This is a genomic window from Serratia sp. X3 (assembly GCF_014982455.1).
Lineage (GTDB): Bacteria > Pseudomonadota > Gammaproteobacteria > Enterobacterales > Enterobacteriaceae > Serratia > Serratia ureilytica.
The window spans coordinates 1,356,173-1,372,118 of the sequence record NZ_JADCNB010000001.1; the positions used below are offsets into that span (position 1 = coordinate 1,356,173).

Annotated in this window: 13 protein-coding genes and 2 pseudogenes; 5 read left to right on the forward strand and 10 right to left on the reverse strand. The window is 59.8% G+C overall.

The window, feature by feature from the left end:
- Positions 1 to 4: 4 nt before the first annotated feature.
- The 7 genes and pseudogenes from IMX17_RS06275 to IMX17_RS06310 form a co-directional block, all read right to left on the reverse strand.
- The gene (locus IMX17_RS06275; protein ID WP_060435512.1) at positions 5 to 322 is read right to left on the reverse strand and encodes a hypothetical protein; all 318 of its coding nucleotides are present in this window, start codon (positions 320 to 322) and stop codon (positions 5 to 7) included.
- A 55-nt stretch (positions 323 to 377) separates the two neighbouring features.
- Positions 378 to 1,354, reverse strand: a pseudogene (locus tag IMX17_RS25395) (RHS repeat-associated core domain-containing protein); the annotation flags it as partial.
- 147 nt (positions 1,355 to 1,501) lie between these two features.
- Positions 1,502 to 1,855 carry a hypothetical protein gene (locus IMX17_RS06290; RefSeq protein WP_033633100.1) on the reverse strand — a complete coding sequence of 118 codons (354 nt, stop codon included), beginning with the start codon at positions 1,853 to 1,855 and terminating at the stop codon, positions 1,502 to 1,504.
- 3 nt (positions 1,856 to 1,858) lie between these two features.
- A pseudogene (locus tag IMX17_RS25400) lies at positions 1,859 to 2,811 on the reverse strand (RHS repeat domain-containing protein); the annotation flags it as partial.
- A 134-nt stretch (positions 2,812 to 2,945) separates the two neighbouring features.
- Positions 2,946 to 3,269, reverse strand: a complete 324-nt coding sequence (locus tag IMX17_RS06300) for a hypothetical protein (protein WP_182264509.1) — start codon at positions 3,267 to 3,269, stop codon at positions 2,946 to 2,948.
- An 11-nt stretch (positions 3,270 to 3,280) separates the two neighbouring features.
- Positions 3,281 to 7,543 (reverse strand): EndoU domain-containing protein, encoded by a 4,263-nt coding sequence (locus IMX17_RS06305; protein ID WP_193549478.1) that lies wholly within the window; start codon positions 7,541 to 7,543, stop codon positions 3,281 to 3,283.
- A gap of 31 nt (positions 7,544 to 7,574) precedes the next feature.
- A complete protein-coding gene (locus IMX17_RS06310; RefSeq protein ID WP_046898410.1) occupies positions 7,575 to 8,006 on the reverse strand; it encodes a DcrB-related protein in 432 nt (143 codons plus the stop codon).
- Positions 8,007 to 8,238: 232 nt separating this feature from the next.
- On the opposite strand from IMX17_RS06310, the gene IMX17_RS06315 reads away from it, so the two are divergent.
- Both IMX17_RS06315 and IMX17_RS06320 read left to right on the forward strand, forming a co-directional pair.
- Positions 8,239 to 9,243 (forward strand): alpha/beta fold hydrolase, encoded by a 1,005-nt coding sequence (locus tag IMX17_RS06315; RefSeq protein WP_193549479.1) that lies wholly within the window; start codon positions 8,239 to 8,241, stop codon positions 9,241 to 9,243.
- 69 nt (positions 9,244 to 9,312) lie between these two features.
- Positions 9,313 to 9,960, forward strand: coding sequence for a dihydrofolate reductase family protein (locus IMX17_RS06320; protein ID WP_182264512.1), 648 nt, complete (start codon positions 9,313 to 9,315; stop codon positions 9,958 to 9,960).
- A 42-nt stretch (positions 9,961 to 10,002) separates the two neighbouring features.
- On the opposite strand, the gene IMX17_RS06325 is transcribed toward IMX17_RS06320, so the two are convergent.
- Entirely contained in the window at positions 10,003 to 11,619 is a 1,617-nt protein-coding gene (locus IMX17_RS06325; protein ID WP_193549480.1) for a serralysin family metalloprotease, read from the reverse strand.
- Positions 11,620 to 12,030: 411 nt separating this feature from the next.
- Here IMX17_RS06325 and IMX17_RS06330 point away from each other — a divergent pair, with 411 nt between their 5' ends.
- Positions 12,031 to 12,384: a protease inhibitor Inh/omp19 family protein gene (locus tag IMX17_RS06330; protein ID WP_046898414.1), complete on the forward strand. Its 354-nt coding sequence runs from the start codon at positions 12,031 to 12,033 to the stop codon at positions 12,382 to 12,384.
- 4 nt (positions 12,385 to 12,388) lie between these two features.
- On the opposite strand, the gene IMX17_RS06335 is transcribed toward IMX17_RS06330, so the two are convergent.
- On the reverse strand, positions 12,389 to 12,910 hold the full coding sequence (locus IMX17_RS06335) for a chromate transporter (protein WP_046688471.1): 522 nt from the start codon (positions 12,908 to 12,910) through the stop codon (positions 12,389 to 12,391).
- On the reverse strand, positions 12,907 to 13,473 hold the full coding sequence (locus tag IMX17_RS06340; RefSeq protein WP_046898629.1) for a chromate transporter: 567 nt from the start codon (positions 13,471 to 13,473) through the stop codon (positions 12,907 to 12,909). The genes IMX17_RS06335 and IMX17_RS06340 overlap by 4 nt, the downstream gene beginning before the upstream one ends.
- A 103-nt stretch (positions 13,474 to 13,576) precedes the next feature.
- On the opposite strand from IMX17_RS06340, the gene IMX17_RS06345 reads away from it, so the two are divergent.
- Both IMX17_RS06345 and IMX17_RS06350 read left to right on the forward strand, forming a co-directional pair.
- Entirely contained in the window at positions 13,577 to 14,488 is a 912-nt protein-coding gene (locus IMX17_RS06345) for a LysR family transcriptional regulator (protein ID WP_193549481.1), read from the forward strand.
- Positions 14,489 to 14,778: 290 nt separating this feature from the next.
- Positions 14,779 to 15,942: a cupin domain-containing protein gene (locus IMX17_RS06350; protein ID WP_193549482.1), complete on the forward strand. Its 1,164-nt coding sequence runs from the start codon at positions 14,779 to 14,781 to the stop codon at positions 15,940 to 15,942.
- Positions 15,943 to 15,946 lie beyond the last annotated feature (4 nt).

Below are 15,946 nucleotides of genomic sequence, written 5' to 3' on the forward strand. Positions count from 1 at the left end.
GAGGCTAGTCCCCCGGCTTCTCCCAATAAGGGGTATCCTCTGTAGCTCTCTCTATATCATCCATATCATCATCACCAAGACTATTATCAAACTTACTGGATAATATCCTTCTAATTTCTGCCAGCCTATGTGTAACTTTATTCTTGTCTATAAATTTAGTTGTTTCGCTCTCATACTCTAACCGCTTATCGTCACTAATAACTGGCTCGCTGTAATAATAATGTGCGATATTACCAAGTGAGATCAATAAATAATTAACCTCCTTGATTATATTAACAGCTTCTTCACCTGTTAGTTTGATTGTTTCATTTTCTTTTAACATCTTACTTCCTTCTTGTGATCGTTGGGTTTTTTAAGGGCACATCACCCTTCACAGTAAGCTCTTGGGTATGATAGCGAGGATTAGTAATCCACTCTAATTGTGAGTTGGGAACATCGGTCTCAACATAATCCCTTCCTCTTCCTGGTTTAATTTGATATTTATTTTCAGCCTGAACTTGACTCATTGGTTTTTTATTTGCTGGCTCAACATAAACTCGACCATTATCCTGAGCTTTTATTACGCCACTTTCTTCAATTGCATTTGAGCCTTTACGATTGGTGTAATGGCGAACACGGGTTGTTTCTTCAGTCTTGCAAGGCTTACTACTCAACCCCAGCGGATCCACCCACATCAGCGGGTTCGGCGCATACTGATACAGGTTCAACCCGCCGCGCAACCCTATCGGATCCTGCGTGGTGAAACGCCCCACCTCGGGTTCGTAGTAGCGGAACAGGTTGTAGTGCAGGCCGCTTTCGTCGTCCTGATATTGCCCGGCGTAGCGCAGCGGCTGCTGGTATTGCGCGCCCTGCCGCTTCGCCGCGCCGGCCACCGTCTGGCCCTGCAGCTTGCCGAAGGTGTCGTACTGCCCGGACCAGCACAGGTTGCCCGCCGCGTCGGTCACTTCCAGCGGCGCGCTGTTCAGATCGGTGTGATACCAGTAAATATCCGCCGAGCGGCTGCCGTCGTCGCGCTGCTCCTGCAGCGGCCCAGCGCGTCATAATGATACTGCGCCTCGAATTCGCCCTGCGGGCCGCGGCAGTGCGCCTGCACCAGCCGGTTGTCGGCGTCGTAGCGGTAGTGCTGTTCGTACAGGCCGTTGCGCCGGCTGATCAGGTTGCCCCAGGCGTCGTAACGGTAAAACAGTTTTTGCCAGTGCGTCAGGCGGTTGTCGGCGATCGGCGCCAGCGGCAGGTGCGCGTCGATGTCGCTCTGCGGGCTGCGTTCGCCCAGCAGGTTATCCGCCAGATCGTACACCAGCCGCGCGCCCGGTTTACCCTGATTGGGTTCGCGGTGTTGCAGCAGGGGGCCTTTGATGCAACTAACAATCTAATGTTTTTACTCTTCCTTTTTTATTTTTAAAGAACCTAATATCTCCTTTTCAAGCTTTGATCTTATATCTCATATTTAATACTGCACACTAAAGAGCTCCAAAGAAAGGATCCTTTCGCAGCTTGTCGGTCACTCTTCTTCGATGCACTCATCACTTATGATCGATAATCCATCAAGTTGATTAAACGCATTCTTCAAGAATTTGTACCTGCTGAGTTTTTCTGGATTCTTCCCATTAGTGAAAGACACCTTAATTATCGTGCTAAACTCTTTGTTATCTTCCTCTAACCACTCATTAGAGTGAGGAATATAATTATCAGTAATGGTTAACTTGTCCGCATAAAGGCCAGTATATGCAAAGTAAACTCCAAAATAGGAGCTGTCATACTCCGAACAAGTTATATCCCATTTATCGTCCAGTAATTTGCTCGCTTCTTTTTTTGATATAATACTACCATATTTTAAAAAATATAATTTTTTCATAATTTATCCACCACATTTACCAGGTATTCTAGTTCCCTTTCCTTTAGCCTTAACTTCAGCAGCAGACTCAAAGACCATTGCGTTCACAGGTCTACCTCCTGACATTTTGGATAATTTTTGCAATGTATCATCAATACCTAATTTCTTAGCCATTTCACTACCCATATCAATTGGTCCATTGCGCCCTCCTTTTCCTATTCCCAGCTGCTCTGCTTTTTGATATAGCTCAGGATGTGAAATAGCAACGTCAAAATCACTAACACGGCCAACATCAAATGGTTGACCTGTAGAGAAACTTACCCCCGATACGGAGCTTCCTTGCATATATGAAACTGTGCCGGGATATCCTAATTTACTCATTCCTGCCTGTAATGCTTCACCGAACTGTTTAAATTGGCCGAAACTATTAAAGCCATGTGGAACTCCTTCTACAGATAACCCCAGCGGATCCACCCACATCAGCGGGTTCGGCGCATACTGATAAAGGTTCAGCCCGCCGCGCAACCCTATCGGATCCTGCGTGGTAAAACGCCCCACTTCGGGTTCGTAGTAGCGGAACAGGTTGTAGTGCAGGCCGCTTTCGTCGTCCTGATATTGCCCGGCGTAGCGCAGCGGCTGCTGATATTGCGCGCCCTGCCGCTTCGCCGCGCCGGCCACCGTCTGGCCCTGCAGCTTGCCGAAGGTGTCGTATTGCCCGGACCAGCACAGGTTGCCCGCTGCATCGGTCACTTCCAGCGGCGCGCTGTTCAGATCGGTGTGATACCAGGCCGAGCGGCTGTCGCCCGCCTGCTCCAGCGCCGCCAGCAGGCTCCACGGGCTGGCCGGATCGTAGCTCCAGCTGCGGCTGCTGCCGTCGTCGCGCTGCTCCTGCAGCGGCCCAGCGCGTCATAATGGTACTGCGCCTCGAATTCGCCCTGCGGGCCGCGGAAGTGCGCCTGCACCTGCCAGTTGTCGGCGATCGGCACCGGTGGCAGGTGCGCGAGGATGTCGTTTTGCAGACTTATATAAACCAGTTCATTCTTATTTCTAAAGAACGCCTCGCTGAACCTAATTTTTTAGCGTTAAAGTATATTATTTACCTCTCTCATTCTCACAAGCCACTTTTATTTGAAATTAGATGCTTCCATTTCTCAAGATACCCCTCAAACTCATCTATACTCGAAACAATCATAGACTCCTCGGTGTACTCATTAAAAATCTCCACACCGTTAGGTTTAATAGTTATAGTATGAGAGTTCCCCGTCCCCTCCCAAAATGGCAGAGCCCCAGATCTTACAAGCTTACAGGCCTCAATAAACTCATTGACACCATAGATACTTCTTTGGATATCATCCTTTAAAAAGTCAATCAGTATCCTAAAATCACCATTGGCTTCTATAGATGGATAACCGTCATCACCAATAAAAAATCTCATCCCCACCTCCATTACATTATTGGGAAAGCTGTATTAATATTCCCACCAGAATCCAAATAGCCACCAATTTTCACGCCACTCGGAGATATACCTTCCCATTTTCCATTTGGCATGACCGAGCCATTATTATATGCCCCACGGACTTCGGACATTACTTTCTGCCTGTTCCATGATGTTGGGAAAAATGTAGATTCTGGCCCTTTTTGTACCCATTGCCCACTAGTAGAATCGAATATTTCCACTTTACCTTTATATACGCCATGAGCGTTTGGTGGTGTCGTGACTTGAGTTACTCTAGCTTTTCCTAGATGCCCAATGCTTCCTTCATGATGGAAACCAACAGCACGACCTCGGCGGTTAATCTCACCATGAAAAATATGTTTAGCGTTTACACTCTGACACCCAGCTAATCCCAAAGGATCAACCCACGTCAGTGGGTTCATGACATAAGCATATAAATTCAACCCACCTTCCAGCCCTATCGGATCCTGCGTGGTGAAACGCCCCACCTCGGGTTCGTAGTAGCGGAATAGGTTGTAGTGCAGGCCGCTTTCGTCGTCCTGATATTGCCCGGCGTAGCGCAGCGGCTGCTGATATTGCGCGCCCTGCCGCTTCGCCGCGCCGGCCACCGTCTGGCCCTGCAGCTTGCCGAAGGTGTCGTATTGCCCGGACCAGCACAGGTTGCCCGCTGCGTCGGTCACTTCCAGCGGCGCGCTGTTCAGATCGGTGTGATACCAGTAAATATCCGCCGAGCGGCTGTCGCCCGCCTGCTCCAGCGCCGCCAGCGGGCTCCACGGGCTGGCCGGATCGTAGCTCCAGCTGCGGCGGCTGCCGTCGTCGCGCTGCTCCTGCAGCAACCGGTATCCCTGCCACAGGAAACGGGTTGTCTGTTCGGTTTTGCCCTTGTAGCGCACCGCCTTGCGGCTGCGGCGGCCCAGCGCGTCGTAATGGTACTGCGCCTCGAACTCGCCCTGCGGGCCGCGGCCGTGCGCCTGCACCAGCCGGTTGTCGGCGTCGTAGCGGTAGTGCTGTTCGTACAGGCCGTTGCGCCGGCTGATCAGGTTGCCCCAGGCGTCGTAACGGTAAAACAGTTTTTGCCAGTGCGTCAGGCGGTTGTCGGCGATCGGCGCCAGCGGCAGGTGCGCGTCGATGTCGCTCTGCGGGCTGCGTTCGCCCAGCAGGTTATCCGCCAGATCGTACACCAGCCGCGCGCCCGGTTTGCCCTGATTAGGTTCGCGGTGTTGCAGCAGGCGGCCTTCGGCGTCGTAACCGTAGTGCACTTCACCGCGCAGCGCGTCGCTCACCCCGGCCAGCTCGCCGCGGCCGGTGTAGCGATAAGCGCGCCACAGCACGCCGTCTTCCGGCCGGGTCAATTTGTCGTGGCCAAAGGCGCTGCTCTGCCAGCTGCGGCGGCCCAGGGCGTCGTAACGCCGCTGCTGCTGCAGCGCGCCCTGGCTGCGGCTGGTTTCCCGGTGCAGGCGATCGCGGGTGAATTCGCTCACCACCTGCTGGTTGAATTTGATGGCGCTGGCGTGGCCGGAGCCGTAATACAGCCACTGCAGGCGATCGCCCTGCGGCAGCGTCAGCGCCTGCAGGTTGGCCAGCGCATCCCACTGGTATTGCAGCTCGCCGTTCACGCCCTGTTCGCCGAGCAGCCGCCCGGCGGCGTCATAGCGCATCTGCACGCTGTCCGGCTCGATGCCCAGCGCCGCGCCGCTCGCCGTCGGCAGGCGGTTCAGCTCGCGCAGCCGCCCCATGGCGTCGAAACGGTAATGCCATTCCGCGCTGGCGTTGCCGCGCCAGACCAGCTGCCCGGCCTCGTCGAAGCGGAAGCGCTGTTCGCGCTGCGTCAGCTCGCCCGCGCTGCCCGGCAAGCCGACCTCGCGGTGCTCCTCCAGCAGCCCGGCCGCGCCGTAGCGATAATAATGGCGGGTGTCGTCCGGGCGATCTTCGGTCAGCACGCGGCCCACCGCATCGTAGCTGAAGCGGTAGTCGCCGCCGTTGCCGTTCTCCAGGCGCGTCAGCCAGCCCTGCGGGCTGTAGTGATAGCGCCGGGTGCGGTTGATGCGATCGGTGATGCTGACCGGCAGCCCCAGGGCGTTGTACTGCCAGCGGGTCAGGCTGCCCAGCGCGTCCTGATGTTCGGCCAGCTGGCCGTGCGCATTCCAGTTAAAGCGCTCTTCGCCGCCGTCCGGGTGGATCAGGGTATGCAGGCGGCCGCCGTTATCCCACCGGTAGCGCGTCTGGTGGCCTTCGGCATCGGTCTGCGTCGTCAGTTGCCCCAGCGCATCGTAGGTATAAGCCGTGACGCTGCCGGAACAGTCGGTGTAGCGCGTCAGCTGGCCGCGGGCGTCCCACTCCAGCTTCACTTCCCCGCCCAGCGCGTCGATCACACTAGCGGGCAGGCTCTCTTCGTCATCCGGATAGCGGTACAGCGTGGCATTGCCCAGCGCATCGACATAGCGCGTCGGGCGGCCCAGCGTGTCCCAGTGCTGCGCTTCGCTGCTGCCGTCCGGGTATGCGACGGCGAACAGCCGGCCGCTGTTGCGCGAATATTGATAGCGCGTCACGCGGCCGAGCGGATCGGTCTCCGACAGCAGACGGCCGTAAGGATCCCATTCGCTCCGGCGCTGTGCGCCGCCGGGCAGCAGCACGCTGCACAGCTCGCCGCGTTGGTAGATAAAGCCGTAGCGGCGCTGGTCGAAATCGGTGTACTGCGCCACGTTGTCGTCGTCATCCAGCCGCCACTCCGCCCGCTTGCCGTCGCCGCGCACCGCGCTGCGGCGCCCGCCGGCGAAGTCGTAGCCGAACTCAAGGGATTCCCCGGCGCTGTTGCGATAGGCCGTCACGCGCGGCACGCCGTCGATCTCTTGCCATTGGTATTCGTTCAGCAGCCCGGCGGCGTCCTGGTGGCTGATCATCAGGCCGTCGCGCCAGCCAAAGCGGCGCGTCACCTCACCGGCGCGGTTGCTCACCGTCGTCAGTTGGCCCTGCTCATCGTAACCGTAGCGCGCCAGCGTCCGTTCGCCTTCGGCGGTTTGCAGCGCCACTTCGCGCAGGCGGCCCTGCGCATAGCGGCACATCAGGCGCTGCCCGGCGCTGTCCACCAGTTCGCTCAGCAGCCCCTCGTCGTCGTAAAACAGCGAGGTGGCGTTGCCGATGGCGTCGGTGATCATGCTGAGCCGGCTCGGCCGATCGCCCGCCAGCGGCGGATAGTGGAAAATCTGTTCGCCGACGTCAAACAGCTGCCAGCTGCCGTCGTCGTTGTGCATCAGCCAGCATTTTTCGGCTTCGCAGTAGGTTTTGTGGCCGCGCGGCACCATAGGGAAAGCGACGAAGTCGCCGGAAGGCGCACGCCACACCAGGCCGTCCTGATACGGCTGCAGGCTGCTCTCCCAAAACAGGTTCCAGCCGCGGCCCAGTACGCCGTCGCCGGGGTTGCCGCTGCGCCAATAGCGCTGCCAGGCGACCGGCAGGCGCGAAGGCAGCACGAAATCGAGATCGTCTTCGCCGTCGAGGAATTTCTGGCCGCTGACGATATCCACCGGCCGGGCGATAATGCCGACCGCGGCGGTGGCGGTCATCAGGGTGCCGGCGCGGCAGGCGATGCGCGCCAGTTTGTTGATGCCGGGCAGTTTGCCCAGCAGTTTGCCGAGCGCCCCCAGCTTGCCGGCGGCGCCGCCCACGCCGCCCACCAGGCCGGCGAACAGCAGCGTCAGATCGGAGACCTTATACAGCCAATCCGGCACTTCGGGCTTGATCGGCAAGGTGGTGACGGTGCCGCCGCCGATAAACACGTTGGGCGAACCTTCCATCACCTGCGCGTCGCAGTTGGTTTTGTCCCCCACGCGCGAGGCGGGCTGGCCGTTGATGCTGACCTTGTCGGAGCCCTGCGCCATCTGCATGCTCGGGCCGTCGTCGCTGCAGGCTACCTGGCTGTTGGTGGCGAGCGCGGCGGGTTTACCGTTGATGAAGACGTTGGGAGAGCCGGTGACGATATTGCCTTTGGGGGTCAGGCTACCGGCACCGGCGTCGGCAATGCCGTCACGCGCCGCGGTGGCCGCCTCCCCGGTGAGATACCCCACCGCCAGGCTGGCGCCGATGAGCAGCACGCCGACGCCGATACAGGAAGCCGCCAGGCCGGCGACGAACAGCGCCCCCGCTGCCAATGCGCCTGCGGCGGCGATCAGGCCGCCGACAATCGTGCCGGCAATCATGCCGGCCAGGGCATGGGAGTGCCCGATGGTATCGCCGACGCGGGCCGCTTCGGTCATCGTAAGTTCCTTTTACGCAAAGAGTTCATCGTTATGCCGCCCGGTAGCTGCTCAGCACCTGCTGCAGCAGCGCGTCGTCTTGCGGCGTCAGCTTGCGCGCCATCGCCAGGGTGAACACCAGCACCCGGCCTTCCGCCAGCGCAAACACCGCCTGGTTCTGCCAGATGCGTTTGCCGTCGCGCAGGTAGCTGGCGCGTACCCACTCACCGGCGGCCAGCCCATCGCCCAGCGACGCCGGCTCGCGGCTTTTGAACGCCCAACCTTTCAGCCCCTGCGCCAGCGCATCAAGCTGGCGGGTGACGTAGCTTTCCAGGTTCTCCGCCGGCTGCAGCGCATCGCGGGAAATATTGACTGAGGGGGAAACATCATCGCCGGCCAAGAGCACGTTGACGGTGCGATCGGCATAGCCTTCCGGCAAAGCGACGCTGCCTTCGCTGAAAGCGCAGCGGGATAAAGCGGACATGCGAGGATCCTTTTGCATAAATAATGCTTAAGCATCGCATAACTTAGCCTTGAAATAAAACCATCAGATACGGCGAATGTTGCACGGCGTGACCCCGTTCACTGTGAAAAAGACCGTTGTCGGAATCTTGCCGGGAATCAAACCGTAATATTACAGAATTATCTGAAACCACTGGCGCGCCGACGCGCCGATTGTGGCTATACTCGGCTATCGCCCTTTTCAGGAGATCAGGATGCTGAGATTAACCCGTAGCACGCTGTTGTGCGCCACGCTGGCCGCGTTCACCGCCGGCGCCGCCGAAACGCCGAAATTCGGCCCAGAGCTGCAGGGCTTTCACTACCCCTACCCGTTGCAACAGTTCAGCTTCACCTCGCAGGGGCAGCCGTTAAAAATGGGCTATATGGACGTGCCGCCGGAAGGCGCCGCCAACGGCCGCACCGTGATGCTGCTGCACGGTAAAAACTTCTGCGCCGCCACCTGGCAGGACACCATCAAGGCGCTGAGCAAGGCCGGTTACCGCATCATCGCGCCGGATCAGATCGGCTTTTGCTCCTCCACCAAGCCGGCGCATTACCAGTACAGCTTTCAGCAACTGGCACAGAATACCCACGGGCTGCTGCAGAATCTTAAAATCAGCAAGGCCATCGTCATCGGCCACTCTACCGGCGGCATGCTGGCCACGCGTTACAGCCTGATGTACCCGCAGGCGGTGGAACGGCTGGTGATGGTCAACCCGATCGGGCTGGAGGACTGGAAGGCGAAAGGCGTGCCGTGGCGCAGCGTCGATCGGTGGTTCGAGCGCGAGCTGAACACCACCGCCGAGGGCATCCGCAACTATGAGCAGCGCACCTACTACGGCGGCCGCTGGAAGCCGGAATACGATCGCTGGGTGGATATGCTGGCCGGGCTGAACAACGGGCCGGGCCACAGACTGGTGGCGTGGAACTCGGCGCTGATCTACGACATGATCTTCACCCAGCCGGTGTATTACGAGTTCAAGGATCTGCAAACGCCCACCACGCTGATGATCGGCACCGCCGACACCACCGCCATTGGCAGCGATATCGCCCCGCCGGCGGTCAAGGCCGCGATCGGGCATTATGACGTGTTAGGCAAACAGGCGGCGAAACTGATCCCGCACGCCACGCTGATCGAGTTCGCCGGGCTCGGCCATGCCCCGCAGATGGAGGAGCCGGAGCGTTTCCATCAGGCGCTGCTCAAGGCGCTGCAACCCTGAGCGGCCGGTTGGCGCAGCCGGCGCGCGGCGGCTAAACTTTCAGCTGGCACTCAATTGCAGGAGACAGCCATGCGACAGATTATTGCCAGCGCGTTCGTCAGCCTCGACGGCGTGATGCAGGCGCCCGGCGGGCAGGACGAAGACCGCAGCGGCGGCTTTCGCTTCGGCGGTTGGACCGCCCCCTACTGGGATGACGCCGTCGCGGAAACGATGGGCGAACTTTTCTCTGCGCCTTTCGATCTGCTGCTCGGGCGGCGCACCTACGATATCTTCGCCGGCTACTGGCCGCATATCACCGACGAGGCCGACCCGTTTTCCGCCGATATCGCCCGCACGTTCAATCAGGCGGCCAAGTACGTCGCCACCCATCGCGGCGAGACGCTGACGTGGGAGAACAGCCAGTGGCTGGGGCGGGACATCATCGCCCGGCTGCGCGAGCTGAAGCGCACCCAGGGGCCGGTGCTGCTGGTGCAGGGCAGCAGCACGCTGATGCAACAGCTGCTGGCCAACGATCTGGTGGATGAACTGCGCCTGCTCACCTACCCGGTGCTGCTCGGCGCAGGCAAGCGGCTGTTCGATGACAACGCCGCGCCGGCGGCCTTCACGCTGACCCACTCGGTGGTCTCGCCCGGCGGCGTCATTGTGGCCCACTATCGCCGCGCCGGCGAGGTGGCCATCGGCGACTTCACGGTGGAAAGCGCAGCGGCCCAGTCGTAAAAAAAGGGCCGTTCGGCCCTTTTCTCTTTTCCTTCCTCGCCCTCAGGCAAACAGAATATCGCTCTGCTCCACCTGCCCGACCACGTGGATCTTGAAGTCGGCGGCGTAGCTGTTGCTCTGGGTGTTCATCAACAGATCGGTAGTGCCGTTGAAGGCGTCGAAGTTGAGTTGGATCTCGCCTTTCTGGCCGCTGAAGGCGCTGCCGCTGTCGATAAAGCGCAGCTCGCTCAGGCTGTTGTTGAAGCGCAGGCCGGAGAGATCGATCTTGTCGATGCCGTGCTCGAAGTCTTCAATCACGTCGAACGCCGCCACCGTGGACTCTTTGGCGTTGAGATAGACGAAATAGTCGGTGAAGTTGTTGGCGTCTTTGCCGCCCCACAGATGGTCTGCCCCCCGCCCGCCGTACAGGATGTCGGAACCGGCGTTGCCCGCCAACAGGTTGTCCTGATCGTTGCCGATGATCAGATCGCGCCCGCTGCCGCCGATGGCGTTCTCGATGATCGCCCCGCGCGCGATGGCGACGTTCTGCGTGCCGCCGCCGACGCTGGAGAACGCGCCGTCGTTCAGGTTGATCATCTGCTGCTGGCTGTAGCCGGAGAAGTCCAGCGTGTCGTTGCCGCCGGCGTCCCACACCGCGAAGTTGACCGGTTTGCCGTTGTCCGCCGTGGCGGTCAGGAAATCGCGCCCGGTGTTGGAGTTGAAGCCGTACACCGTGTCGCCGGTGCGGGTGTTCATGTTGGCGCCGTACAGCTTCTGGATCGCGGCGATGTCATCCACCATCGGGCCATAGCCGTACACCCCTTTGGTGTCGGCGCCGGTGTAACCGGCGTTGAAATAGCTCATGATCGAGTATTGCAGCGAATCCTGATAATAAGCCGCGTCATTCTGGTAACTTGGGTTGCCTAACGATGCGTCATAAGATCCCGGATGCGCCAGCCCCAGGGCATGCCCCAGTTCGTGGGTGAAGGTCTGGCTGCTGAAGTCGCCGCTAACCGGCGCCTTATGGGTGGCGAAATTTTTGTTGAACCACACCGTGCCTGCAAAGGCGTTATCGCTGCCCGATTTGGAACTCGGCGGGTAATAGGCGTAAGCGTTGATGGCATTCGGGCCGCTGCCGGCGGCGGTGCTGCCGTCGGCGCGCTGCGTGAAGTAGGCGAAGGTGATGTCCGCACGGTGGTTGATATCGCTGGACGCCGCCTCGGTAAAGGTTACGTTCGCCACGTCGGCCCACGCCTGCATCGATTTCAGCGCCTGAGCCTGCGCCGCCTGGGTCAACGGCTGCAGCCCCTTGTCGCCGTCACCGGTCTGGCCGATGCGGTTCAGCGCGCTCTGCGTCAGGAAGGAATAGGTCAGCGCGACTGGCTGGTGATACACCTGGTCGCCGTTGTGCGTCAGACCCGTCCGCGTCAACTGATCGGCGGCGTGATCGAAGCTGAAGTTATCGCGGATTTTACCCAAATTATTAATCGCCGCCCCGCCGCGCTGGTTGCTGTACAGGTTAGCGTTGTCCAGCGTGAACAGCGCGCCGTAGCCCAATCCGTCATAGGGGCTGCCGGGCTGGTGATAGTAAAACTGATAGTTATGATCGTTGGGGGATGTGGCGGCCAGGCTGGTGAACTCATCATCATCTTGCAAAATGTCGTTGTGGCGACTGCTCATTGCATTCTCCTTTTACACACTAGGAATCCACTCGCTTTGTAAGACTATTCATCAGTCGTTCTTATCTAAGCCGAGGCTTAGGATTGACCAGTATAGTGACTCACCCCGGCGGCGCGAGCCCGCCCAGCCGGGCTTCGCCGCGCCGGGCGTTAAGAAGGAGATAACCATAACAATTTGTATTCTCACTATATTAATGAGAAAAATAAGCGCAATAACAGGTTAATCATTCGTCTTTTCGCGCGTTTTAGCGACGGTTAGATCAGAATAATCGAGGATTAAAAAACCTAATCCTTGCCTCATCATCCCGCCGGGAACGTGCTAAGGTGAGAACGGACAGCCGAAAGGAGTGACCCGATGCCAACCCATTTCCTTATGCGCGCCTTGCGCCGCGCCAGCCTGACAGGAGTCGTTATGAGCGTATTGTGCAGCAGTGCCCTGGGCAGTTCACTGCCGTTGCTGGAACCCGCCGCGCTGAAGGGCGACTGGCAGCTCGCCGCCATCGGCGACGGTAAAGCCGTCTGCGAGGTGCAGTTGAGCGACGAAGCGGTAGCCAACACCAACGCTTTCCGCTTCAGCGCCTCCGCCCAGTGCCTGCAGCCGCTGGCGCTGCACGCGCTGCCGGTCGCCTGGCGGCCGACGCCGGACGGCATGACGCTGACCGACGCCGAAGGGAGCATGGTGGCGTTTCTGGCCCTGACCGCGCCGAAGCGCTATGAGCTGATCGACCGCAGCGGCCCTTCACGCTTTGTGCTGATCCCGCGCTAATCCTTCAGGCGAACAGCAAGCCAAGCAGCGCGCCACCGGCCAGCACCCACAGCGGATGGAGGCGCTTGCTCATGCTCAACCCCGTCGCCAGCGCCACGATCGCCGCCAGCCGCCAATTGGGCGCGGAAGCCTCGGCGATCAAAAGGCCGCTGGCCACCACCAGCCCCACGGTCAGCGGCACCAGCCCGGCCTGCACGATGCGGCGCCACGGGCGATCCTTAAAGCGCCGCCAGGCGCCCATCACCAATAGCGTAACGATGGAAGACGGCCCGAACTTGGCGATCGAAGACACCAGCAGCCCCGCCCAGCCGGCCACGTGCCAGCCGACCAGCGGCACGATCATCATGTTCGGCCCCGGCGCGGCCTGCGCCATGGCGAACAGCGCGCTGAACTCCTGGGCGCTCATCCACTGATGCACCTCTACCACCTGCCGCTGCATCTCCGGCAGAATGGTCATGCCGCCGCCGAACGCCAATAAAGAGAGCTCGGTGAAGATCAGCGCCAACGCCATCAACACCCCGCTCATGACGGCCACCGCCACATCAGCAGAATGCTCAGCGGCGCCAGCACCAGCATGGTCGGCAACAGCGGCAGGCGCAGCCAGGCAATGGCGATCAGCGCCAGCGCCACAATCGCCAGCGCCGCCCACTTGCCGCGCAGCGGCAGCAGCATCTTAATCCCGGTCGAGAGCAGCAACCCGGCGGCGGCGGCGGCCAGACCGGCGAACACATGCTGCACATGAGGATCGTTTTGGAAGCGGGCGTACACCACGCCCAGCCCCACCACAATCGCCGTCGGCGCGCTGATGAGGCCCAGCAAGGCGCACAGCGCGCCGCGCAGCCCGCGAAACTCCATCCCCACCGCCACCGACAGGTTGATCACATTGCCGCCGGGCAAAAACTGGCACAGGCCGAGCAGCTCGGTGAACTGTTCCGCGTTCAGCCAGCGCCGGCGTTCCACCAACATGCTGCGCGCCATCGGCAGTACGCCGCCGAAGCCGATCAGCCCCAGCCACAGAAAGCCCAAAAACAGCGCCGCGTTGCCCGGCGCTGCCGCCGGGTGCGGTTTTAACGTATTGATATCTGACATGACATTGTCGTTCCACATCGTTTGTTTTGATGTCTGGTATCATGCGCGCCGCCGTGCCATGATGTCTAATGCATTCCGGAACAACGAAAGATACCTTTGAGGTATGGTTATGATTGAACTGCGTCGCCTGCGGGCGTTCGTCACCGTGGTGGAAGAAGGCAACATCACCCGCGCCGCCGAGCGGCTGTTTATCCAGCAGCCGCCGCTGACCCGCCTGTTGCAGGGCTTGGAAGACGAATTGGGCGTGAAATTGTTGCAGCGATTGCCGCGCGGCGTGCGCGTCACCGAAGCGGGCGGTGTGCTGTTCGAAGAAGCCCGCGCCCTGCTGGCGCGCGCCGAACGCCTGCGCGAAGCGGTGCAGCGCGCCGCCCGCGGCGAGCAGGGCCACATCGCCATCGGTTTCACCAGTTCCGCCGCGCTGCATCCGTTCGTGCCCAACCTGCTGCGCCGCTACCGCGACATCCTGCCGGGCATCACCACTCAACTGGAAGAAGCCGGCAGCGGCGAACTGATGGAGGCGTTGCTGGAACAGCGCCTCGACGCCGCCTTCGTGCGCTCGCCGGCCAACGGCATTCCCGGCCTGAGCGTGGAACCGGTGCTCAGCGAGCCAATGATCGTCGCCCTGCCGCTGGGCCATCGGCTGGCGCAAGAGACGCAGCAACCGCTGCCGTTGGCCGAACTGGCCCACGAGGCGTTTATTCTCTATCGCCGCCCGGCCGGCCAGGGGCTGTACGACGCCATTCTGGCCGCCTGCCACCGCGCCGGCTTCAGCCCGCGCATCGTGCAGGAAGCGCCGCGCTTGCCGGCCACCCTCAGCCTGGTGGGCGCCGGATTAGGGGTGTCAATCGTGCCCGGTTCCATGCGGCGGCTGGGCGGCGACGGCATCGTCTACCGCACTCTCGCCGCAGAGGCGCAGCTCAGCGCCCCGCTTTACCTGGCGCTGCGCCGCAGCCCGGCCTCGCCGATCGTCGAGCGCTTTCGTCAGCTGGTGCTGGAGACCGTGGGGGCGTCATAAAAAGCCCAAACGGCCAATAAAAAATGACGTTCGTTTATTATTTATTTAAGCCTGTGAGCGGTGAAAATTAATTCCAATCCATGACTATTCAACTTACGGTTAATTAATTAAACCCGCTCTCACTTAGTAACAAACGCAAACAAATAAGCGCCTACGCAATACATTCCAGCCACTAGGATTTAAGGGTCACAGCCTGTTCCCGCCGATGACAAAAAATCATTTCAATGGCGCTCGCGCCTTCCCTGTCGCCTGCCTCTGCGGGCGCACGGTTTTATATTGGAGAAAATGCTATGCTATCGCGTCGTGATATATTGAAAGTCTCCGCCGTCAGCGCGGCGGCCGCCGGCATGATCGGCGGCATCGCCAAAAATGCCGCTGCCGACGACCATCGCAATATCGTGCCCCCCAGCAGCTATCAGCCGCCTGCCGATGCGCAGCATCTCTATAAATACAAATTCACCGACAGCAAAAAGCGCAGCCTGCCCAACGGCTGGGCGCGCGAAGCCACCGTCGAGCAATTCCCGATCTCCGAGGGCGTGGCGGGCGTCGACATGACGCTGGAGCCGGGCGGCGTGCGCGAACTGCACTGGCACGCCATCGCCGCCGAATGGGCGTTTATGCTCGAAGGCCATGCGCGCATCACCATTCTCGATCCAGAAGGCAAATGCGAGGTGGCGGATTTCGGCCCCGGCGACGTCTGGTATTTCCCGAAAGGTTACGGCCATTCCATTCAGGCGCTGGCGGACGGTGCGCATTTTATTCTGGCGTTCGATAATGGGCATTTCTCCGAATTCGGCACCTTCAGCATTACCGATTGGGTGGCGCATATGCCGAAAGAAGCATTGGAAAAAAGCGTCAACATGCCGGCGGCGATATTTTCCAAGGCCAAACAGGGAGAGGCTTATATTGTCGGCGGCGCCGTTCCGCCCGCATTGCCATTGCCTAAAAACGACGGCGGATTAAATAACGCCCCGCTGGCACACCGCTATGAATTAATGAAGCAAAAGCCGTTCTTTGAAAATGACGCCGGCAGCGTCCATTTGGTGTCGTCGAAAGAATTTCCCATTTCCACCACCATGACCGGCATCATCGAGATCGTGAAACCCGGCGCAATCCGGGAATTGCACTGGCACCCCAATGCCAACGAATGGCAATACTATATTTCCGGCAAAGGCCGCATGACGGTGTTCAGTTCGCACGGCCACGCGCAGACGGAAGAGTACGCCCCTTCGGACGTCGGTTACGTGCCGCAGGGCTTCGGCCATTACATCGAGAACATCGGCGATGAGGATTTGAAGGTACTGATCGTGATGGACAACGGCATTTATCAGGATATTTCGTTGTCCGACTGGCTGGCGAAAACCCCGGCCTACCTGCTGGCGGACAACTTCAATAATCAGGTTGAAGACTGGCAGGATAGACCGAAAGACAAACGGGTGATGTCGCGCCGCTGACGCC